The organism is Bdellovibrio bacteriovorus (assembly GCF_048286975.1).
Taxonomy (GTDB): domain Bacteria; phylum Bdellovibrionota; class Bdellovibrionia; order Bdellovibrionales; family Bdellovibrionaceae; genus Bdellovibrio; species Bdellovibrio bacteriovorus_H.
Window position 1 is genome coordinate 986042 of the sequence record NZ_JBLVRT010000001.1, and the last position, 19430, is coordinate 1005471.

The 19430-nt window shown below is 50.6% G+C and carries 20 protein-coding genes and 1 tRNA gene; 8 read left to right on the forward strand and 13 right to left on the reverse strand.

What is annotated here, in order from left to right; translation table 11 throughout:
• The first annotated feature begins 44 nt into the window (after positions 1-44).
• On the forward strand, positions 45-902 hold the full coding sequence (locus ACNQKP_RS04860; RefSeq protein WP_417863193.1) for a hypothetical protein: 858 nt from the start codon (positions 45-47) through the stop codon (positions 900-902).
• On the opposite strand, the gene ACNQKP_RS04865 is transcribed toward ACNQKP_RS04860, so the two are convergent.
• Together ACNQKP_RS04865 and ACNQKP_RS04870 are read right to left on the reverse strand one after the other, a co-directional pair.
• The gene (locus tag ACNQKP_RS04865; RefSeq protein WP_417863195.1) at positions 891-1289 is read right to left on the reverse strand and encodes a response regulator; all 399 of its coding nucleotides are present in this window, start codon (positions 1287-1289) and stop codon (positions 891-893) included. The two genes, ACNQKP_RS04860 and ACNQKP_RS04865, sit on opposite strands and share 12 nt — an antisense overlap.
• Complete coding sequence (locus ACNQKP_RS04870) at positions 1286-2695, reverse strand: ATP-binding protein (RefSeq protein WP_417863196.1); 1410 nt, start codon at positions 2693-2695, stop codon at positions 1286-1288. The genes ACNQKP_RS04865 and ACNQKP_RS04870 overlap by 4 nt, the downstream gene beginning before the upstream one ends.
• Before the next feature lie 457 nt (positions 2696-3152).
• Between ACNQKP_RS04870 and lon the strand changes: the two genes are divergently transcribed.
• Positions 3153-5648, forward strand: a complete 2496-nt coding sequence (lon, locus tag ACNQKP_RS04875; RefSeq protein WP_417863198.1) for an endopeptidase La — start codon at positions 3153-3155, stop codon at positions 5646-5648.
• A 79-nt stretch (positions 5649-5727) separates the two neighbouring features.
• Here the strand turns inward: lon and ACNQKP_RS04880 are convergent, their stop codons facing one another.
• Together ACNQKP_RS04880 and ACNQKP_RS04885 are read right to left on the reverse strand one after the other, a co-directional pair.
• Positions 5728-6537, reverse strand: a complete 810-nt coding sequence (locus ACNQKP_RS04880; protein ID WP_417863199.1) for a hypothetical protein — start codon at positions 6535-6537, stop codon at positions 5728-5730.
• Between the two features lie 143 nt (positions 6538-6680).
• Positions 6681-8102: an SUMF1/EgtB/PvdO family nonheme iron enzyme gene (locus ACNQKP_RS04885; protein WP_417863201.1), complete on the reverse strand. Its 1422-nt coding sequence runs from the start codon at positions 8100-8102 to the stop codon at positions 6681-6683.
• A 163-nt stretch (positions 8103-8265) separates the two neighbouring features.
• Here ACNQKP_RS04885 and ACNQKP_RS04890 point away from each other — a divergent pair, with 163 nt between their 5' ends.
• From ACNQKP_RS04890 to ACNQKP_RS04915, 6 genes are all read left to right on the forward strand, one after another.
• On the forward strand, positions 8266-8529 hold the full coding sequence (locus tag ACNQKP_RS04890; protein WP_011166051.1) for a YheU family protein: 264 nt from the start codon (positions 8266-8268) through the stop codon (positions 8527-8529).
• A gap of 207 nt (positions 8530-8736) precedes the next feature.
• Entirely contained in the window at positions 8737-9840 is a 1104-nt protein-coding gene (locus ACNQKP_RS04895; RefSeq protein ID WP_011166050.1) for a winged helix-turn-helix domain-containing protein, read from the forward strand.
• A gap of 9 nt (positions 9841-9849) precedes the next feature.
• On the forward strand, positions 9850-10419 hold the full coding sequence (locus tag ACNQKP_RS04900; RefSeq protein ID WP_015092706.1) for a hypothetical protein: 570 nt from the start codon (positions 9850-9852) through the stop codon (positions 10417-10419).
• 67 nt (positions 10420-10486) lie between these two features.
• Positions 10487-10562 (forward strand) — tRNA-Val (locus ACNQKP_RS04905).
• A 230-nt stretch (positions 10563-10792) separates the two neighbouring features.
• Positions 10793-11533 (forward strand): L,D-transpeptidase, encoded by a 741-nt coding sequence (locus ACNQKP_RS04910; protein ID WP_235046195.1) that lies wholly within the window; start codon positions 10793-10795, stop codon positions 11531-11533.
• A 96-nt stretch (positions 11534-11629) separates the two neighbouring features.
• Positions 11630-12265 carry a hypothetical protein gene (locus ACNQKP_RS04915; protein ID WP_038450270.1) on the forward strand — a complete coding sequence of 212 codons (636 nt, stop codon included), beginning with the start codon at positions 11630-11632 and terminating at the stop codon, positions 12263-12265.
• Positions 12266-12339: 74 nt separating this feature from the next.
• On the opposite strand, the gene ACNQKP_RS04920 is transcribed toward ACNQKP_RS04915, so the two are convergent.
• The 9 genes from ACNQKP_RS04920 to dnaX form a co-directional block, all read right to left on the reverse strand.
• A complete protein-coding gene (locus ACNQKP_RS04920) occupies positions 12340-12828 on the reverse strand; it encodes a hypothetical protein (protein WP_417863204.1) in 489 nt (162 codons plus the stop codon).
• Between the two features lie 117 nt (positions 12829-12945).
• Positions 12946-13695, reverse strand: a complete 750-nt coding sequence (locus ACNQKP_RS04925) for a hypothetical protein (RefSeq protein ID WP_417863206.1) — start codon at positions 13693-13695, stop codon at positions 12946-12948.
• 116 nt (positions 13696-13811) lie between these two features.
• Complete coding sequence (locus tag ACNQKP_RS04930; protein WP_011166044.1) at positions 13812-14204, reverse strand: hypothetical protein; 393 nt, start codon at positions 14202-14204, stop codon at positions 13812-13814.
• 70 nt (positions 14205-14274) lie between these two features.
• A complete protein-coding gene (locus ACNQKP_RS04935) occupies positions 14275-14811 on the reverse strand; it encodes a 4'-phosphopantetheinyl transferase superfamily protein (protein WP_417863208.1) in 537 nt (178 codons plus the stop codon).
• A 6-nt stretch (positions 14812-14817) separates the two neighbouring features.
• Positions 14818-15783, reverse strand: coding sequence for a quinolinate synthase NadA (gene nadA / locus ACNQKP_RS04940; RefSeq protein WP_011166042.1), 966 nt, complete (start codon positions 15781-15783; stop codon positions 14818-14820).
• A 212-nt stretch (positions 15784-15995) separates the two neighbouring features.
• Positions 15996-16589: a GTP-binding protein gene (locus ACNQKP_RS04945; protein WP_011166041.1), complete on the reverse strand. Its 594-nt coding sequence runs from the start codon at positions 16587-16589 to the stop codon at positions 15996-15998.
• Entirely contained in the window at positions 16589-17203 is a 615-nt protein-coding gene (gene recR / locus ACNQKP_RS04950; RefSeq protein ID WP_041578098.1) for a recombination mediator RecR, read from the reverse strand. The genes ACNQKP_RS04945 and recR overlap by 1 nt, the downstream gene beginning before the upstream one ends.
• 56 nt (positions 17204-17259) lie before the next feature.
• Complete coding sequence (locus ACNQKP_RS04955) at positions 17260-17583, reverse strand: YbaB/EbfC family nucleoid-associated protein (RefSeq protein ID WP_011166039.1); 324 nt, start codon at positions 17581-17583, stop codon at positions 17260-17262.
• Positions 17584-17596: 13 nt separating this feature from the next.
• A complete protein-coding gene (gene dnaX / locus ACNQKP_RS04960) occupies positions 17597-19414 on the reverse strand; it encodes a DNA polymerase III subunit gamma/tau (RefSeq protein ID WP_417863211.1) in 1818 nt (605 codons plus the stop codon).
• Between the last annotated feature and the right edge of the window lie 16 nt (positions 19415-19430).

The window sequence follows — 19430 nt, forward strand, 5'->3', positions numbered from 1 at the left end:
GTAACTGTTTTGACGATCCGAAGGCCTCATTGTCTAATCAACTGATGGCACTCGGATCGTTTCTTTTTTTATTCCTGCACGCTTTCTTGGTGGCTCAGCCTGCGAGTGCGGCTGAGGTTGTGCAGGTGGGTCTGATTGAAGATGTGCTGCGGGATTACAAATTATTCCTGCAGGAACGTGATCCGGTGAAAATCACTAAATTTGATGGCAAGCATTCACGGCGTGACGTCGTTGAAGTTGTTTTATTCATGCAGGCTTTGCGACATGGAAAGTTTGCGGGGCAGGTGCAACTGGTGGGGCTTCCCTCCACGGGGCGCACGCTGGAGCAGTTGCGAAAGGGCAAGGTGGCGGCCCTGGCAAATTCAGCCTGGGCGGAAAGTGTGCCTGATTCCGAAGTGCTGAAGACCGAACCACTGATTCGTGATGGAGAATTCGTGGTGGGGATTTACACCCGTCCCGGGCATCAGAAGCTTCTGAATGCCAAATTCCCTGAACATTTCCCGAATTTTTCCGCTGTCACCAATCCCGACTGGGGGCCGGACGTAAAAGCACTTCACAACCTGAACGTGGGAAAGGTTTTTGAAGTCGGCCACTGGGAGCTGATGACGAAGATGGTTTCTTCAGGACGGGTGGATTTTACTCTGGCACCATTTAGAAACACCCCCGACAAGACCTTCACAGTGGGGAAAGAGATTTATGTGCCGGTCCGAAACTACAAGGTGAACCTGAAAGGCACGCGCCACTGGATGACTTCAAAAAAATATCCTGGAGGTATGGAGTTGCATCAGGCCCTTGAAAAGGGACGTCATTTCCTGGATCAGGAGGGGATTCTTCACCGCGCTTACCGCGAATCGGGATTTTTTCAGGATGATGTGAAGGATTGGATGCTCTTAAACCGCTGAGTCTGAAAGTTTCAGGTCTTCACGGACAGCATCGCCCAGGCGGCTGAAATCCACGGGCTTGCTTAAGAAACGGGTGGCTCCCAGGGATTCGGCCTTGTTGCGGAATTCCGAGGATTCATAGGCGCTGACCATATAGAAGGGCACCTTGATATGCAGGCCCTTTACCGCTTGAAGCAGTTCAAACCCGTCCATGCCGGGCATGTTGATATCTGAAAGAATCAAGTCGACCCGGGCCCCTTCCGGGGTGTTTAGAAAGTCCAGGCAGTCCGTCGCATTCAGGAAAGAGGTCAGATTAAGATCTCCCCAGTGCGCAAACAGCTTTTTGAACTTCAATTTATAAAGCAAATGCGTGTCTGCTTCATCATCGACTATCACAATGTGGATCATGAATTCGGTCTTTCGTGTGTAAGGGGCAGGGACATCGAAAACTCTGTCCATTGCCCGAACTCGCTGTTGTATTTTAATGTGCCACCGTGTTTCTGGGCAATATTAAAAGCAACAGTCAGGCCGAGTCCAGCTCCTTCACCCGCAGATTTTGTCGTCAGGAACGGATCAAAGATTTTCTCTCCCAGAATGGTCGGGATGCCCACACCATTGTCGCGGATGGTGATCTCCACCATGTCCCCGCGCACGGCTGTGGACAAAATAAGTTCTGGTTCAAAGTTCTTATTTGCTCGCACTTTCTTTTCCAAAGCATGGATCGCATTGTCCACGATGTTGGATAGGGCTCGCAGCAGGGATGTGGTGTAAACCGGAGCTTTGACCGACTCACCCAGGCGGTAGGTCACTTTCGGCGGCACATAGCTTGAACCCAAAGAACGGGTTGAAACCGTGTCCTGATAGGACTTTTTCACGATCTCATTGATGTCAGCAACTTCCAGCACGTCGCTGTCGTAACCCGAAAGGATCTGCATGGAACGCACGATCTGATCGATGCGCTGACTGTGTTTCAGAATCACACGACTGATCTCTTTGATCTCTTCCAGATTCTCAGAGTCCGTCAAAAGCTCACTGAAATTCAGAACGAAGTTCAGTGGATTGCGGATTTCATGCGCCACGCTGGCAGTCAGGCTTCCCAAAGAGGCCAGACGTTCCTGGGCCACCAGGGTCGCCTGCATGCGTTTGATCTGCATCATTGCCTTTTCCAGGCTTTCGTTTTTGGTGGTCAACTGGCGCGTGCGTTCGGCGACCTTTTGTTCCAGGGCCTGATTCAGGCTTTCCAGCTTTTGGTTGGCTTCCAGCAATTCTGAACGGAACTGATTGATGGATTCCACCAGAACATCCAGTTCATCCTGGCCCTTGTGGGCCCGGCGCTTCAGTTCAAGATCCTTGGCATCGCGGCCACGGTTTTCCGCCAGATACCGGGCGATGTGCTGGATATGAACCACCAGAATGCGGTTGAAGATGAAATAAAGGAAGAACACCACGACCGCGGTTTTGGCCGCCTGTCGGATAAAGATCCAAATAGCTTCCTGGAAGTACTTTTCACGCAGGCTTTTGATATCAAGTTCGACATCCAAAGCGCCCAGGATTTCGTTGGTGTTTTTGTGATAGATATCGAAGCGCTTGTGGCTTTCTTCCGTCGGATCGGTTTTTCCGGTTTCGTAGATGGTTTTATTGTCAGCCACCAGGCGCAAATAGCTGACACCCTGCAAACGGCCCAGACCATCAAGCTGAATCTCAAGAAGTCGAGTGTCATATGACCACAGATGTTCGGCCATGGAATCAAGGTAAGAGTTCTTGATGATGGTAAAGTTGTTCTGCAACTTATCAAAATCTCTTTGATAGTCCATGATGAGTTGGAATGCGGTAAGAATCAGTGTCGCAAACGAGCTAACAGCCCAAGTCGCTATAAGCAGCTTGAGTGATAGCGAGTTGGTGCGGAACCATCTTTTGCTGTCTCTGGGTGTCACATAGCACTTATCGAACAAAATGGGCTAAAAGGGCATAAAAATGTTAGGACCTGGAATTACAATTAGGAAAGATTCTCAATTTCCGACGCTTATTAGAATTATTTTCGGTTAGCATTAGGGCTGATTATGATGCCTAAAATAAGGGCAAATTGGACTCGCTTCTAGGACCAGAAGTCTTTTTCCCTGCAATATATTTACTTCCCAGCAATCATACACATAGTTAGACTGAGTATAAGAATTTGCTCATGGTTGAGATGGAATTTTTAACCTAAGCAGATTTGGTTCGGTTCTAATTAGGAACGAGCCTGCTCGTTAACCCACAGGGAGGGATAGGATTATGAGCGAGGGAAAAGTACAACAACTACCACTTTTGCCCCTAAGAGACCTCATCATTTTTCCGCATATGATGATGCCTTTGTTTGTCGGTCGTGAAAAGAGCATCAACGCTCTTGAAGAGGCGATGAGCAAACAAACCGACATCGTTTTGGCTGCTCAAAAGGACGCCAAAACCAACAATCCCGAACCCAAAGATATCTTTGCAATCGGAACAGTTGGAACGATCATCCAATTGCTTCGCCTGCCGGATGGAACTGTTAAAGTTCTGGTGGAAGGTAAACGTCGTGTAAAGATTAAGAATTTCGTAAACAACGATAACTTCTTCACAGTGGCGGTTGAAGCCCTGGATGAAGATCCTACAAACATCGTTGAAGCGCAGGCTTTGGTTCGCTCCGTAAAAGGAACGTTCGAGACCTACGTGAAGCTGAACAAGCGCATCCCGCCAGAGATTCTGATGCGTGTATCCACCATCGAAAATCCAGGGGAGCTGGCTGACATCATCGTGGCTCAGTTGAATCTGAAGCTGGAAGACAAACAGACCGTTTTGGAGATCATTGATCCTTCCAAGCGTCTGGAACACCTTCTGAACCTGATGACGGGCGAGATCGAAATCCTTGAAGTGGAAAAGAAGATCCGCACGCGCGTGAAGAAACAGATGGAGCGCTCTCAGAAAGAGTACTATCTGAACGAACAAATGCAGGCCATCCAGAAAGAACTGGGTGAAAAAGACGACTACCAGGCTGAACTTCAGGATCTTGAGATCAAAACCAAGAACAAGAAGATGAGCCAGGAAGCCAAAGACAAGGTCATGAAAGAGATTAAAAAGCTCAAAATGATGTCACCTATGTCTGCGGAAGCGACAGTTGTTCGCAACTATATCGACTGGGTTCTGTCTTTGCCTTGGGCTGACTACACTGAAGAAAAACATGACATCAAAAATGCCCAGCGCATTCTTGATGACGATCACTGGGGTCTGGAAAAAGTCAAAGACCGTATCCTGGAGTACTTGGCAGTGTTGTCCATCTCCAAAGATATGAAAGGGCCTATCTTGTGTCTGGCGGGTCCTCCGGGGGTGGGTAAAACTTCCCTGGCTCGATCCATCGCGGAATCTTTGAATCGTCCATTTGCACGTATCTCTTTGGGTGGCGTGCGTGACGAAGCAGAAATTCGCGGTCACAGAAAAACATACGTCGGTGCGATGCCAGGTAAAATCCTGCAGGCGCTTCGTAAGGTGGACAAAGGCAATCCACTGGTTCTTCTGGATGAAATCGACAAAATGGCCAATGATTTCAGAGGTGACCCGGCTGCTGCGATGCTTGAGGTTTTGGACCCTGAGCAGAACAACAACTTCCAGGATCACTACCTGGAGCTTGAATATGACCTTTCCAAAGTGATGTTTATCGCGACAGCGAACTCCTTGCACACGATTCCAAGACCTCTTTTGGATCGTATGGAGATCATCAACCTTGAAGGTTATATCGAGCAGGAGAAATTCCACATTGCGAAGAACTACCTGGTTCCGAAGCAGTTGGAAAACCACGGCTTGAAAGACTACAAAGTCACCATCAAGGATGACACCATCCGCGATGTGATCCGCTATTACACTCGTGAAGCGGGCGTTCGTAACCTGGAAAGACAGTTTGCAAACGTGGCTCGTAAGGTCGCTAAAGATATCGTGATGAACGAAACTTTGGAAAACTTCAAAGCCGAAGCTAAAACAGAGAAAAAAGCTGCTGCTGCCAAAAAAGGCGCGAAAACAGCGAAGACCTCCACGAAGAAGAACGAAGGTTATGTGGTTACTCCGCAGAAACTGGTCGAGCTTCTGGGCCCGCACAAGTACAAGTTCGGTATGATCGAGACTGAAAACGAAATCGGTCTGACGAACGGTATGGCTTGGACGGAAGTGGGCGGTGACCTTCTGGCTGTCGAAGTGAGCGTGGTGCCTGGTAAAGGCAAGTTCACTGTGACCGGTCAGCTGGGTGATGTGATGAAAGAATCCTGTGCGGCGGCGATGAGCTATGTTCGATCCAGAGGTCCTTTGTTCGGCTTGGACAAAGAATATTTCTCGAATATAGATGTGCACATCCACTTGCCAGAGGGTGCAGTTCCTAAGGACGGTCCTTCTGCAGGTATCGCACTGACGACTTCCATCGTGTCAGCGATCATGAAAGTCCCTGTGAAGCGCACAGTGGCGATGACGGGTGAAGTTTCATTGCGTGGACGTGTGATGGCCATCGGTGGTCTGAAAGAGAAGATCCTTGCTGCTCACCGCGGTGGCATCAAGCTGATCATCTGCCCTAAAGAGAACGAAAAGGATCTTAAGGACATCCCTAAGGATGTAATGAAAGATCTGAAAGTGATCCTGGTGGACCATGTGGATCAGGTTCTGATCAATGCTCTGGACATCAAGTCTCCAAAAGAATTGTTCAAGATTCAAAAGGAGCGCGAGTTCGGAATCAAAGCTCAGTACACGGGTCAGTCGGTACACCACCACTAAGAGTGGCTGGAAAGTAGAGATTGAAAATTTGATTTAGGTCGAATTGGAAAGGCCGGTAGAAATACCGGCCTTTTTGTTTTTATCTCTTGCTGCGGGATGCGCGCAGGTCTTTGGCGGTGAAGCCGCGTTTGCAGAAGTTTTTGAGTGCTGTTTCATAGGAAGCATAGTCCATCATGTTGCGGCTGGTGTAGGGGACGGCCTGATAGTCTGAAAGTTGAGTCATGCCGTCACTATACACAACATTGTAGGTGCCTTTGTAATTGCTGTCGTGAACCGTCAGGATGTAGCCATTCGCGGTTCTTTTCATGTCTACCACCAGCCAGGCGTGCGCCGTGATGCCTTCAATCTGCAGCATTTGGTAAGGGATGATCCCTTTACTGACTTCCACATACAACTCATCCATGCGTTTTTTCATTTCCGCTGCGGGAATGCTGTGATTCCCGGTGACACCGCGAACCCAACCTAACATCAGGCCGCCGTCGACGATTTGACCTTCTTCCAAAGCCTGTTGAATTTCGGTCCCATGAGCATATGAAAACTCGGACAGATTTTTAAAGCCCGGAATTTCAACCACGCCGCGGTTGGCGGAAATATCCATGATGATCTGGCGGGCTTCATTGCGATTGGGGCGCGGTTCATCGGGGCGATAGATGGCCAGATAGTTGGCGTTACGGGTGAACATGGAATGCCACCAGCACACGCCGGCATCACCCAGGCCACCACGATTGGTGAAAGAAAGTTGGTTGTCGGTATCAGCCAGAAGGGCTCGCATCGTGGCCGGCTTGTGGGCCATTTCGCAGAATTCAGCTTTGGTGGTGGGGGCCTTGGCGTGGGCCCAGGCTGTAATTAAACTGGTGGCGGCAAAGGCGGTAAAAGCTTTCCATTTCATGGCGAACTCCTTATCCCTATTACCTAGGGCAAGGCGGGTGCCAAAATAAAAGGGAGTCAGATGTCTCTGTCTCCCTCCCTGAGTTTCCACGAACTGCTGAGGCCGTCACCGGGCCAACAGGTGTCTATCCCTTAGACGCCCTCTTACTGGGGTTTGGTCACACATCTAAAGCCGATGTTGTTCATCTTCAGATTCCACGAGGCCGGGGCCTGCATTTCATCGGCGGTGATGTCTCCGATATTGGCTGTGAAGATTCCCGTCACGCCTTTGGAGTGCATGCAAAGCGCACCTCCGCGGATGACTTTGCCAGAGCTGCCTCCGAACAGATTCCCCATGGAAGTGTCTTTCTTTCCGGCGTCCGCAAGACCGGTGAAATCAAACAGCGCCTTGGATCCGGGTTTCACATCCCAGTTGTTATTGTGATACTGGCGTCCATAGAAGCTTGAAAGATCCGGAGTGTACGAATTGCCATAGATCGTGTCGCTGACCCATTCCCAGGCGTTACCGCCAAAGTCCCAGATCACTTTTCCACTGGCAAGAACGAAGGTACGGCGCTCGCTGCCGCTGGTTTTACCAGTGCTGTCGTAAGGGTTGGTGACATCTTTGATTTCCACGGGCTCACTCCAGCCGGAATAGTATCCCGTGTACAAGGTGTCTTTCTTGTTTTTATCAATCCAGTTTTCCTGGTTGTTGTAAATTTCCAAGGCCGTCGCATTCCATTCGGAATTTGTTGGCAGGCGGTAACCTGCCCCCAGAGCGGCACACGCGTCGGTGGCCGCGGCTTTCGTCGCCAGCCAAGGTTTGTTCGCGGCCGTCGAAACCGCTTTTCCACCCACTTTTTTCATTTCAAATTTCGCAATACAGAACGCCTCGGTTTTCGCCGTGCTGTTGGCAGCAACAAGTTCATAGTTCTCTGGACAACCAGTGATCGGCGTCGGCGCAGGCTCAGGAACGGGCGCAGGTTCTGGCACAGGCACCGGAGTCGGAGTCGGAGTTGGTTCCGGCGTCGGCTCTGGCACGGGAGTGGGAGTCGGAGCTGGAGTTGGCTCTGGTGCTGGTTCTGGAGCCGGGGTCGGCGCAGGAGCAGGATCCGGAGTCGGTTGCGGAGCGGGCACAGGGCTTGGTTCCGGCGCAGGGGCTGGCGAAGGCTCCGGAGTTGGAGTTGGAACTGGAGCAGGCGTTGGATCCGGCGTAGGAGCCGGAGCAGGAGCGGGTTCTGGGGTTGGCTGCGGCGCTGGTGCAGGCGCAGGTTCCGGTGCTGGCGCGGGCGCAGGTTCCGGTGCTGGCGCGGGCGCAGGAGTAGGCTCTTCCGGAGTTGGAGCTGGCGATGGTTCTGGAGTCGGAACCGGTTCTTCCGGCGCAGGCGCTGGAACTGGCTCTGGGCTTGGTGTTGGCGTTTGTCCCTGACCTGGAGACTGACTTGGCGGCTGCGTCGGGCTTGATTGTGGAGGGTTTTCTGAAACCTGATCATCCTGTCCTGATTTCTTTCCGCTGAAGCCTCCTGAGCACGCAGAAAGAGCAGTCGTCAGACTCAAACACAAAATAATCCGTGGCAGGTTCTTCATTCAGAATCCTTCGTTTGGGGGGCTTTGGTTATTTTCACTGATTTTTGACGAACTTCGGAAAATTCCTTATGTTAGCAGTCAAAACTCGCCTTAAGCCTTTCGCCTGAAAGGGCGACTCATTTTCGTTGCCCGTCTTTGGGCGGGCTGTGGTAAAGGAAGTGTTATGAACGAGAACAACCCGGAAAACGCCGCCCCTATTGAAATCCCCAAGGAAGTCTTGTCTGAGCAGGCCCTAAGGGGAGTGATCGACAACTTCATTCAGCGCGAGGGCACAGACTACGGCGTCAGTGAAATCTCATACGAAACGAAGATGCAGCAGGTGCAAAAACAAATCGACAAAGGGCACGTGCGCATTGTTTTTGATCCCAACACGGAAAGCGTCAGCCTGATGCCCGAGCAGGAGTGGAAGAAGTTCCAGAAGCGCTGAAAAGCGCTCTCCTAGCGATTTTTTCGCCTCACACACCGCAATAATCGAGTGTGCTTCATTACGCGGGCATTACATTCCTGAAATCAATTCTCACTATGCTCAAATAATGAGCAACTGTCCGCGTCTTACATTGACGTATTCCTGACAATCTGTAAAAACCTGTCCCTCGCGAGTAATTTGTTTTTTGTTTTGGAGTTTTAAGACCTTATGAGCCCTACTGATCGTGCTTTCGAGCTCGGCAAGCTTTATTACGACCGGGGAGAGTTCACGCCTGCCGTGGACAATCTTCAGGAAGCGACCAAAGCTTTCTTTGCCGAGAAGAATTTCTCTCAATACTTGAAGTGCATCAATTTGCTTCTGCGTATCTTTGCAGAGCGTGAGCAATTTGAAGAAGTAAATCTGACAAAAGAAAAACTCCAGGATTTGGTTCTGAAAGAGGGCTTCGAACTGAATTCAAAAACGTACTACACGCTCGCGGTGTGTGCGTCCTACAAAGGTCAAATCGACACGGCCATGGACTATCTCCAAAAGGCTCTGGCTATCGCACTTGCTTCTGACAACAAGGAAGACATCTGTCACGCCATCTTCGGTCTTGCGATGGTGTACTCGCATCCGTCTTCCGCTCGCTATTCTGATGCTTTGAAAGAGATCTACAATCTTCAGGTCTTCTTCCAGGTTTATCAGATGCCGGATCTGCAGGCGTCCTCTCTGTTCCTGAACGCCGACATCCTGAAGCAGATGAAAAAATACGACGAAGCGATCGAGGTTCTGTGGAAGGCCTACGATATCGTTCGTGAAACCCGCAACGTGGTTATGTCCAACTATCTGATGGGCGCACTGGCGGACACGTACTTCGAAATCGGCGACAAGGACATGGCCCGCACTTACATCACTTTGGCGCAAAGATCTGTGGACACTGAAAACCACAAACGTCTGGCGCGCATGGTGAAAAACCTGGCGGAAAAAATCGGTGGCGAAACTCAGAGCAACTTCGACCTTATCTTTGATGAGGCGAACCACTCTGTGATCGAAAAGAAGCTGGGCCGCATTGATTTCAAAAACCAGTTCATATTATTGGATCTTCTGCGCCTGTTCGTTCAGAACCAGGGTCAGATTTATTCCAAAGAATTCCTGGTTGAGAATGTTTGGAAGCAGCCTTATGATCCTGCCATCCACGACAATAAGATTTACGTGACGATCAAACGTCTGCGTAAACTGATTGAACCGGATTACGAAAAACCTAAATATATCTTCAGAGCCAAAAACGGATATTACATGAATAAAGCGGCTCGAGTTCATTTCGAGCACTAAGGGGGATTCATGTTGAGCAAAATTTTGATCGCAACTTTGGTGACTTTATCTGGACTGACATTCTCTGCGACCGCGTTTGCAAAGGATGAAGAACACATCATGCCAGCCAGCGATGACCGCTGGGTGCCATGGCCAATGCATCTGGCCCAGCCATTCCCATGGCAGGACATCCAGGGTCTTTGGAAAGCCCAACAGGGCGAATTCACATCCTACTTCGCACTGAAAGTGGTTCGTCAAAAATCCACCGGTGTGCGCCAGCTTCAGGTGAAGCAGTTTGATGGTGAAACTTGCCGTGTGATCGCGACGGGTGTGGGTATTGAAAGAAACAAAAAGGTTCTTTCTCAGATGACCAGCAAGGGCGGAACAACCTTCCGTGTTCAGCTGACGGCATTTGATCAGAAAGACTCTCCACTTCCACCGTTGCGCGGGAACCTGCCGACGGAGGCTGTGATGCTTCTTTCCTTCGGAGCGCTGGAGCAGCGTGGGACAGAGGAACTGATTCATATGCAAATTATGAAGATTTCAGCGACTTTGACCCAGAAAACCTGCATGGATGACCTGAAGACCCTAAAAAAATAGGGATTATTAAAAAAAGATATTGATTAAGGGACGGACCGTTGCTAGAAATGGTCCTCTCGATACCAATAGGGAGTTAGCTCAGTTGGTAGAGCGCCACCCTTACAAGGTGGATGTCGCAGGTTCGAATCCTGTACTCCCTACCAAACTTCTTCCAAGAAGTTTAAATCAACCACCGCCAAGGTGGTTTTTTTATGCCCAAAATCTGCCGCAATTTATTTAGCACTCCTTTGCTTGAACAAAATTCTTGAATACACAATTGTTACACAATGCACAATTTTTGTACGGGCTGTGTAATCTTTCTGCTAGATAGCTCTCCATCTTGAAACGACGAATTTTGTCCTTGGGGCGGAATTATTTTCTAAGAGGAGTGATCATGAATCGTCTGCTGACTGTCTTTGGTGTTCTGCTGGTTGCGACTTTGGCATCCTTTAATACATTTGCTCAATCCCGTTCTGAACTTGAGCGCCGTATGATGGTAGAGGACTCTTACGAAGCTCCTCGTGGTCGTCTGTTCAATGAGCAGGCTTACCTGCGCGGCGAAACTTACCTGAACCAGTACACAAACGTGATTGTGATCAATAAAGCCGCTTCCGGTTCCCAGGCTCAGACTTTGCGCCTGTACACGAACCGTCAGTTGATGCTTTCCACATACGTTTCCACGGGCCGTGAAGACCTTGAATACATCAGCGCAGTTCGTGGCGTAGTGAACAAGATCTTCAAAGGGGCGACGTCTTCTCACTGGAGACACACAACTCGTGGTTTCTACACCATCAAACGTGTTCACGGTTACAACTACCGTTCTGGTGAATCCAAATTCCACATGCCATTTGCGATGTTCTTCAATGAAACCCGCGGTCTGGCAGTTCACCAGGTGCCACCGGATCTTTCCGGCGGTGAAGCGGCGGGCGAAGCGATGCTGGGTAAACGCGCTTCCTCTGGCTGTGTTCGCGTTCATAAAAACCAGATTCAAACCATCCATCGTGCTGTGACTGCAGCGGACCGTGGCATTGTTCCAGTGCTGGATACTCGCACTGGTCAGCCTAAGTACGACCAGAACGGCAAAGTTCGCTATGAAAGCGGTTATAAAACAATCGTGATCGTGGAAGAGTACTAGAACGCCCCTCGCAATAGGGCGGCGTCTTGACCTCGCCCCGAAAGGGGCATAAAAAGGCTGGGTTTCCCCGGCCTTTTTGTATTTTAGGAGCAAGCTATGAACCTGATTGAAATCGTAAACACCCCCGATGAACAACGTGACCATCAGTGGGAGATCGACTTTTTCATGGCGGTCACTCAAGGCAACGTTAAGCTGATCCACGAAGTCCCTCAACAAGGACCGGACGGCTGGCCTTATCTGCTGGTTGAAACCGGTGCGGAAGCGACAGAGCCCGCAAACAAAATCATGCAATGGGCCGCCACCAAGGGCGTGGGCCTGGTTGTGAATCCGATGAAGTCTTATCCTGACTATGTTTTCACTTACGGCATGCTTTGGAGCTTCAAAGAAACCGGCCGTTTCTATCAAGAGGCTGCTCAGTCTCCGGTAGGCACCGTGGAAATGGAAAAAGGTCAGGGTCTGCACGCAGGTCCGCCGGCACCACACTATCTGCCTCAGTACGTTCGCAATATTCTGAAAGAATTCTTCCGCGATCAGGGTGTTCTGCGCCCACGCATTCTGGTGATGAGCCAGGACCGCAAACACTACGATCTGGCTTTCTCTTTGGAAGCGTTGGGTAATCCCCCAACCAAAGAGCACCAGGGCATCGCCGAAGCCCTGAGCTGGTTCCTGCCTCCACACTATTCAGTAGTGCTGGTTTCAGAAATCGGATTGCCACCATTCTCAGATCTATAAAAAGAAAAACCCCGCCAACAAAGCGGGGTTTTTTATTTCATTCCTAAATCCAATTTCTAATTTCCAATAACCACTTAGTATTCAACCACCACAGTCTTCACTTCAATGGTCTTGGTGCTTAAAGTTCCATCGTCATTGGTGACCTGCACCTGGCGCTGATACGCTTGGGTCGACATCTTCGGAATCATCGTCGTGCTTGGAGTGATATAGGCAGTCTGCAACGGTTCAAGCACCTTGCCGCCGGATCGCAGTTCTAGATTCATTTTGTCTTCGGATGTCCAATTCAGCTCAAAGTTCACGACACCTTTTTGTGAACGCACGGAAGTGATCAGTTGGCGATTGATATAGACATCCACCACCGCGCCATCTTTGGCTTCCGTCAGAATGCTGAGGGCTTTGATATCACGAAGCTGGGAAGGTTCGCTGGTGACGTCTGAGGAAAGACGGCCGGCCTCCACGATGGTCAGGCTCACTCCGATGGTCCCGCTGGTCATGCCCGCCGAGGCGGAAAGGGCGCTTAGAAGCAAAGAGCAAAACAGCAGGGACGTGGCGGCGATCTTCATGGAACAGACTCCTTGGTTGATTCGAGTTCTTCTCTAAAGCAAGGCCTGTACCTGTTTAAAATAATCCTGCTTCGATCTGAAGAAACGGAGCTGTCAAAATATAAGACACCTGATGCCTTAAAGAGGGCGGTACCAGCAAGACGGGCGTTCTTGCAGCAAAGCGCTGGCGCGGAAAGTATCCAAGCGGCATTGCGGGCTTGGATATCCCAGCAAGGTTGTCGCCGGAACATTGCTGTCTTCGGCATCCAGAGCAGGAACGGGCTGATTGTTGGGAAAGACATTCCACTGCAATTTCGCCATCAGGGCGCCGGACTGCAAGGCGCGACGGCACACGGTGGGCTTTGCGGAATTAGCACAGGTTTGTTCCAGCAAGGCTTCATCGCGTTCTGACAGGCGCGCTGCCGGGGTCTTCATCATCGAGGCAATGCGCGTGAAGCAGCCACGAATGGAATAATAATCCGCAGCGCCTTCAGCCGAAGCCCAGGTGTCCCGGCCATCGGCATCTCTGAAATAGGGTGCGCCCCCTTTGTGGTGACCGACCTCATGGCAGATCATCAACGCCAAGCTGTCAGGCGTGGTGGTGGATTCACGCACCAAACCGCCATAGACGATGATCAGTTTTGACTCGTCAAAACGCAAAGCCTGGGCATTGATGGTGTCGTTGTGCCAGCTGGATTGAAAATCGATATCGGGATAAGACTTTTGGAAAAGCGCCAGCAGCTGATTCAGCTGATCTTCGGAAAGTCCTTCGCTGACAGAGGCGCTGGCATTGACCGGCAAAAGAGCCGGGCACAACACGCGCTGAACCGCCACGTGGGACGGAGCCAGCACTGCCAGGAATGTCAGGGTGAACAGCCAAAGTTTCATGGGCGGGATCTTAAAGGGCGTTTAAGGGACCGGCCAATCAAATGGCATTTGGCTGAAAAGATTGCAAAAAAATCGCGGGATCTTTCGACCCCGCGACTGGTGGTTTTCGTGGTGTTTTAATCAAGCTCGCCCGGACGGGGCAAGAGATCCATCAGGCACTCACGCCAGTATTCCGGAGCCTCGTCGCTGTAGTCCACAGCCACATAGAAACCCTTCTTGCCCAGAAGCTGCGTGCGCGTAATCACGCCAGAGATTTCAAGATTCATTTCTTCCAGATGCATGAACACCCGGTCGCCAATCAGGCAATCCAGTGTCAGCGTCTTGCGCAGGGCTGATGGAATCAGATCCTCGCGCTTCACCAGAAGCAAAAGTCCGGTGGAAGAGGCTTCGACAATCTCACTGTTCTTTGCGATCTTTGCAAAGTCATCCAGTGAAGTGAGATACGAAATATGAATGGGAGAGACTTCGGTCCTTGGAGCCACTCTGCGGTTGTATTTTGAACTTCCCATTTTTCACCTACCTTAAAAACAAACTGCATTAGCGTCGGTTAATAAACTCTTCGGCAGGACTCGACCAAAGTTAAGAGGGAAAAATAAAAAAGGCCAAACTCCAGGTGGAAATTTTCATCATCACACCCCTGTTTTCAGAGGAGGAATTAAACGTTTCAGGGTTTGAAAGACGGAATGTCTCAGTCTGAGAATCTATATTTTCCCACGACCCTATAGAAATTTTAGAGATCACCGACGGCTGATCATACGAACGAAGCGCCTTAAAACACGCCTCTTTCGCACACCACAAGGCCGCAGCACTTGGCGCCTCGGTCAGTTCTTCTTGTGACGACACGCGGGACACGGTTTTGTCAGTCACACGCTCGGTGACTTCGACATCAACACCAATTGGCGAAGCCGAAAGCATGATGACACCCAACCCTTCCGTGTGGGAAGTGGAAGAGTGCCAGTTTTCAGGAAGCAGCTTTTGAATTTCCGCACGGATCAGTTCGCGATGTGCGGGATCATGGCTTCCCCATTCCGGGCGGGCATGAATTTGCAAACCCGGAGACTGAAGAAGCTTTCGCGCGGACTCTGTCAGTTGTTCGGAAAGAACCAAAGAGTCCATAAAGGATTAAACCGTGAATTCCGCAGGCCAGCTGACAGGTTTGCCGCTGGTGATGTCCATCATGCGATCCAAAGACACCTTGGCTTTCAGGCGCAATGCCTCATCCAGGCCCACTTGCGGCTGGAATGTTTCCAAAGCGTGTTTGATCTTTTCCATGTTGTTCATCTTCATGTACGGGCAGTTGTTGCAAGAACAGCCGGCATCCAGAACCGGCGCTTGAATCAGCGTCACGTCCGGACGAAGTTTTTGCATCTGGTGGAAAATACCAGTTTCAGTGGCCACGATGAATTTCTTCGCCGGGTTTTTCTGAACCTCTTCCAGCAAACGGGAAGTGGAGCCTGCCACAGAAGCATACTGCAACACGGATTCATCGCACTCAGGGTGCGCAATCACCACCGCATCCGGGTGTTGGGCGATCAGTTCGTGAAGTTTGCGGGCATTGAACAGCACGTGCACTTCGCACGCCCCTGGCCACAGCACAAACTCACGATTTAGTTTTTTCATCAACCAGCGACCCAGGTGCTGATCCGGTCCGAACAAGATCTTGCGGTCTTTCGGAATGGATTCAACGATCTGCTGAGCATTGGAAGAAGTGATGATCACATCAGAAATGGATTTTACTTCCGCGCTGGAATTAATGTAGGTCACCGCAATCCCGTCCGGGTGCTGACGGCGCCACGCCAGGTACTGATCGTAAGGCGCGCCTTTGACAAGAGAACAGCTGGCTTCCATGTCCGGAACCAGAACTGTTTTGGTGGGATTTAGGATCTTCACGCTTTCAGCCATGAACACAACGCCGGCAAGCAGGATGGTGTCTTGCTGAACCTGTTGGCCCATCTTCGCCAGATAGAAGCTGTCACCGACATAGTCGGCGATATCCTGGATATCACCATCTTCATAATAGTGAGCCAGAATGACGGCGTTTTTTTCTTTTTTCAGGCGCTGAATATCAGCAGCAATATCATAAGACATATCTACCTCGGGCCTATTGTAACCCAAATGAATACAGATGGGCCTCATATAGCACGAAGAGAACGAAATGCAACCCCACAAAAGCCCAGCTGCGCCTGACGGATGTGAAGAAAATAGCAGAAGAGGATTCAGGGAGATTTGACCAAGTTCCGCAGCGAAGCGAGGACTGTTCGAAGGGCAAAGCGCCCTGAATCCTCTTCTGCGGTCTTGCTTTACAGAGTCGTTCCGCCTTTTAGAACGTTGATAATGGATTTGGAAACGGTTTTAAGCGATTCAAAGACGCCACGGCCTTCAGAAGCGCAGCCCTCGATTTCAGGGGCGTTATAAGGGTTCAGAGCACTTCTAAGCTCTGCCAGGGACGCCACGTTCGGCAAATCACGCTTGTTGTACTGCATGATCAGCGGGATTTCGCGGATGTCGTAGCCTTGTTGTTCCAGATTTCTTTCCAGATTGCGCAGGGACTCCAGGTTTTCATCCATACGTTCAATTTGGGAGTCCGCCACGAAGATCACACCGTCCAATCCTTTCAGGATCAGCTTGCGGGAAGCATCGTAAACAACCTGACCCGGAACGGTGTACAGGTGGAAGCGGGTTTTAAAACCACGGATGTCGCCGACGTTCAATGGCAGGAAGTCAAAGAACAGGGTGCGCTCAATGTCCGTATTCAATGCCACCAGCTTGGATTTTTGGTCCTCCGCTGTTTTTTGGTAAACCCACTGGATGTTCGTGGTTTTACCGCCCAAGGATGGGCCGTAGTACACGACTTTGCAGTGAATTTCTTTGGCATTGTAGTTAATAAAGGACATTACAGCTCCACGCGGTTTTGCAGGGCGCGACCCATCGTTCTATCATCTACGAAATCGATGTCGCTGCCAATAGGAACTCCATGGGCAATGCGAGAAAGTTTCAAGCCTTTGCCCTGCAGCTGCTTCGCCAGGTACAGAATAGTGGTATCGCCCTCAAGGTCCGCATCCAATGCAAGGATGATTTCCTTGATAACCGGGCTGGTGCCGTTCAAGCCGTCATCAACACGGTCGATCAGCTCTTTGATTTTCAATTCTTTAGGACCGATGCCTTCCAGTGGAGAAATCGCCCCATGCAAAACATGGTAGCGGCCACGGAACGCGCCCGAAGATTCAATTCTCATGATGTCGGAGGGTTCTTCAACCACACAGATGGATTCATCCGAACGGTGAGAATCCTCACAATAGCGGCAGATATCCGTGTCGGTGTAGTTGAAGCAGGTTGGGCAGTCGTGAACTTCAGCCTTTACACGCAAAAGCGCCTCACTCAAACGTTCCGGGTATTCGTTCCCGGTGCGCAGAATGTAATAAGCCAGACGCTGAGCAGTCTTCGGCCCGATACCAGGCAGACGGCTCAACTCGTGGACTAATTTTTCAAGGGCAGAAATATGTAACACTTACTACTCCAGCTTCGGACGCCCGTGGCGCCCTCAGCACTGTGGCCATAGGCCGCTTAGAACATTCCTGGGATATTCAAGCCGCCAGTGATTTTTTCCATTTCTTTAGCGGAAGTATCACGGGCCGTTTTAACTGCTTCGTTGGTTGCAGACAGGATCATGTCCTGAAGCATCTCAACATCGCCAGCTTTCAAAACTTCAGGGTCGATGGTCAATGCCGTGATCAAGTGGTCGCCGTTCACTTTTACTTTTACAGCGCCGCCACCGGAAGTTGCTTCGTACTCAACTTTTGCAAGTTCTTCCTGGGCTTTCTTCATTTTCATCTGCATTTGGTTGGCTTGCTTCATCAGCTGGGCCATTCCGCCGGGCATACCCTTCATAAAATCTCCTTTTTTAGTGGCCGCGCTTGTTCAGTTCAACGATGGACTTGATCTGTCCCTTGAACACGGTTTGAGCGGCTTTAACCATGGGGTTTTCGATGATCTTGTTGCGCAGATCCTCTTCGGCCATCTGCACTTTTTTCTGCTGGATGGCTTGGGCGGATTCGCCGACCTGATCACGACTCATCAATACTTCAAAAGAATACCCAGCACCCCAGTACGAATCAATAAATCCCTGTAGTTTTTTGCGCACTTGGGCGTCAGCCATTTGGTCTTTCAGGAAGGCCAATTTCACAGGAACGCCAAGGCTGATCAGCTTTCCCTCTTCCTTAACAAACAGTAAATTTTCCACTTTCGCTGCAAACAAAGCGTCGTCCTGACGAAGCAGTTCAACAAAGTTCACCCAGCGCTCTTTAGAGGTGGAACCAGAGGCAATTTTCGGTTTGCTTTCAACAACCGGAGTTGGTTGAGCTGCCGGAACCGGAGCGGCCGGTGCGGTCGCCGCAGGCTTTGCCGCTGGTGCGGGATTTGATTTCAGGGAAGAGGCCGCGGAAGAAGCTTTGTTCAGCGCTGCCTTCATCGCCTCAAGACCGGTCGGGCCATCAAGAACCTTCTGGGATTCTTCGATGCGATCATGTCCTTTTACGGGAAGGCTTACCGGCGGAACGTAGGGCCTGGCCCCACCTGCGCTGTGAGAGGGGATAGCTCCGCCTTGCAACAAAGTCTTCAGATCCACAAGTTTGGGAGCTGAAGCCATGCGCAGCAAAGTCACTTCAAGTACAATGCGAGGATCCTGAGCGCGAGGAATGTCCGAACCGCCTTTTAAAGCCATGTCGAAGAGCATGTGAATGTCCTCTTCCGGCAGGCGCTGAGCCATTTCGCTCAAAGCCTGCAGTTCAGAGTCCGGCATTTCCAGAATCTGACTGGCTTGGGCTTCAGATACTTTGATCAGAAGCAGGTTGCGGATCATTTCCAAAAGATCCTGAGAATACAAGTGCGGCTCAAAACCGGCCGCAGCGATTTTCTCAATCACTTTCAAAACCGCCTGAGAGTTGCGATCAATCAGGGCGTTCAAAGTTTCAAAAAGCAAAGCCCGGTCGGTCAGACCCAGGATTTCAACCACACTGGCGCGGGTTAAAGGACCGTTGGCAAAAGTGATCACCTGATCCAGCAAACTTTGCGAATCACGCATGGATCCGTCACCCTGACGAGCCACCACCCACAAAGCTTCATCATCCGCTGTCACGCCTTCACGATCACAGATCAGTTGCAGGCGCTCGGTGATAGAGCGGGTGGAGATACGGCGGAAATCAAAACGCTGACAGCGGGACAGAATCGTCTGCGGGATCTTGTGCACTTCGGTGGTGGCCATGATGAACACCACGTGAGCCGGCGGTTCTTCCAAAGTCTTCAACAGGGCGTTGAAGGCGCTGGTGGAAAGCATGTGCACTTCGTCGATGATATAGATTTTGTATTTTCCACTGGAAGGCATGAAAGCCACAGTGTCGCGAAGTTCACGGATCGCATCCACACCGTTGTTGGAAGCTCCATCGATCTCGATCACGTCAATGCTGGAGCCGCCTGCGATTTCGTTGCACGAATAGCAGTCATTGCACGGAACAAAGTTCTGGGCATTCGGGCAGCGAAGGGCTTTGGCAAGGATACGGGCAGAAGAGGTTTTTCCTGTACCACGCGGACCTGTGAAAAGCAGGGCGTGAGGCAAGCGACCGTTTTTAAGGGCATTGGAAAGTGTTTGGGTAATATGATTTTGCCCGACAACGTCGGTAAATGATTGGGGACGCCATTTGCGTGCAATCACCTGATAAGACAAAATCCACCCCTCAAGA

Excerpts from the sequence above, each read along its gene's own strand:
- ACNQKP_RS04865 (WP_417863195.1), bottom strand. The coding sequence starts at position 1,289 with ATGATCCACATTGTGATAGTCGATGATGAAGCAGACACGCATTTGCTT.
- ACNQKP_RS04930 (WP_011166044.1), bottom strand. The coding sequence starts at position 14,204 with ATGGGAAGTTCAAAATACAACCGCAGAGTGGCTCCAAGGACCGAAGTC.
- nadA (WP_011166042.1), bottom strand. The coding sequence starts at position 15,783 with ATGTCTTATGATATTGCTGCTGATATTCAGCGCCTGAAAAAAGAAAAA.
- ACNQKP_RS04890 (WP_011166051.1), top strand. The coding sequence starts at position 8,266 with ATGAACGAGAACAACCCGGAAAACGCCGCCCCTATTGAAATCCCCAAG.
- ACNQKP_RS04955 (WP_011166039.1), bottom strand. The coding sequence starts at position 17,583 with ATGAAGGGTATGCCCGGCGGAATGGCCCAGCTGATGAAGCAAGCCAAC.
- lon (WP_417863198.1), top strand. The coding sequence starts at position 3,153 with ATGAGCGAGGGAAAAGTACAACAACTACCACTTTTGCCCCTAAGAGAC.
- ACNQKP_RS04885 (WP_417863201.1), bottom strand. The coding sequence starts at position 8,102 with ATGAAGAACCTGCCACGGATTATTTTGTGTTTGAGTCTGACGACTGCT.
- ACNQKP_RS04895 (WP_011166050.1), top strand. The coding sequence starts at position 8,737 with ATGAGCCCTACTGATCGTGCTTTCGAGCTCGGCAAGCTTTATTACGAC.
- ACNQKP_RS04925 (WP_417863206.1), bottom strand. The coding sequence starts at position 13,695 with ATGAAACTTTGGCTGTTCACCCTGACATTCCTGGCAGTGCTGGCTCCG.
- ACNQKP_RS04860 (WP_417863193.1), top strand. The coding sequence starts at position 45 with ATGGCACTCGGATCGTTTCTTTTTTTATTCCTGCACGCTTTCTTGGTG.
- ACNQKP_RS04880 (WP_417863199.1), bottom strand. The coding sequence starts at position 6,537 with ATGAAATGGAAAGCTTTTACCGCCTTTGCCGCCACCAGTTTAATTACA.
- ACNQKP_RS04910 (WP_235046195.1), top strand. The coding sequence starts at position 10,793 with ATGAATCGTCTGCTGACTGTCTTTGGTGTTCTGCTGGTTGCGACTTTG.
- ACNQKP_RS04870 (WP_417863196.1), bottom strand. The coding sequence starts at position 2,695 with ATGGACTATCAAAGAGATTTTGATAAGTTGCAGAACAACTTTACCATC.
- ACNQKP_RS04915 (WP_038450270.1), top strand. The coding sequence starts at position 11,630 with ATGAACCTGATTGAAATCGTAAACACCCCCGATGAACAACGTGACCAT.
- ACNQKP_RS04935 (WP_417863208.1), bottom strand. The coding sequence starts at position 14,811 with ATGGACTCTTTGGTTCTTTCCGAACAACTGACAGAGTCCGCGCGAAAG.
- ACNQKP_RS04920 (WP_417863204.1), bottom strand. The coding sequence starts at position 12,828 with ATGAAGATCGCCGCCACGTCCCTGCTGTTTTGCTCTTTGCTTCTAAGC.
- ACNQKP_RS04900 (WP_015092706.1), top strand. The coding sequence starts at position 9,850 with ATGTTGAGCAAAATTTTGATCGCAACTTTGGTGACTTTATCTGGACTG.
- ACNQKP_RS04945 (WP_011166041.1), bottom strand. The coding sequence starts at position 16,589 with ATGTCCTTTATTAACTACAATGCCAAAGAAATTCACTGCAAAGTCGTG.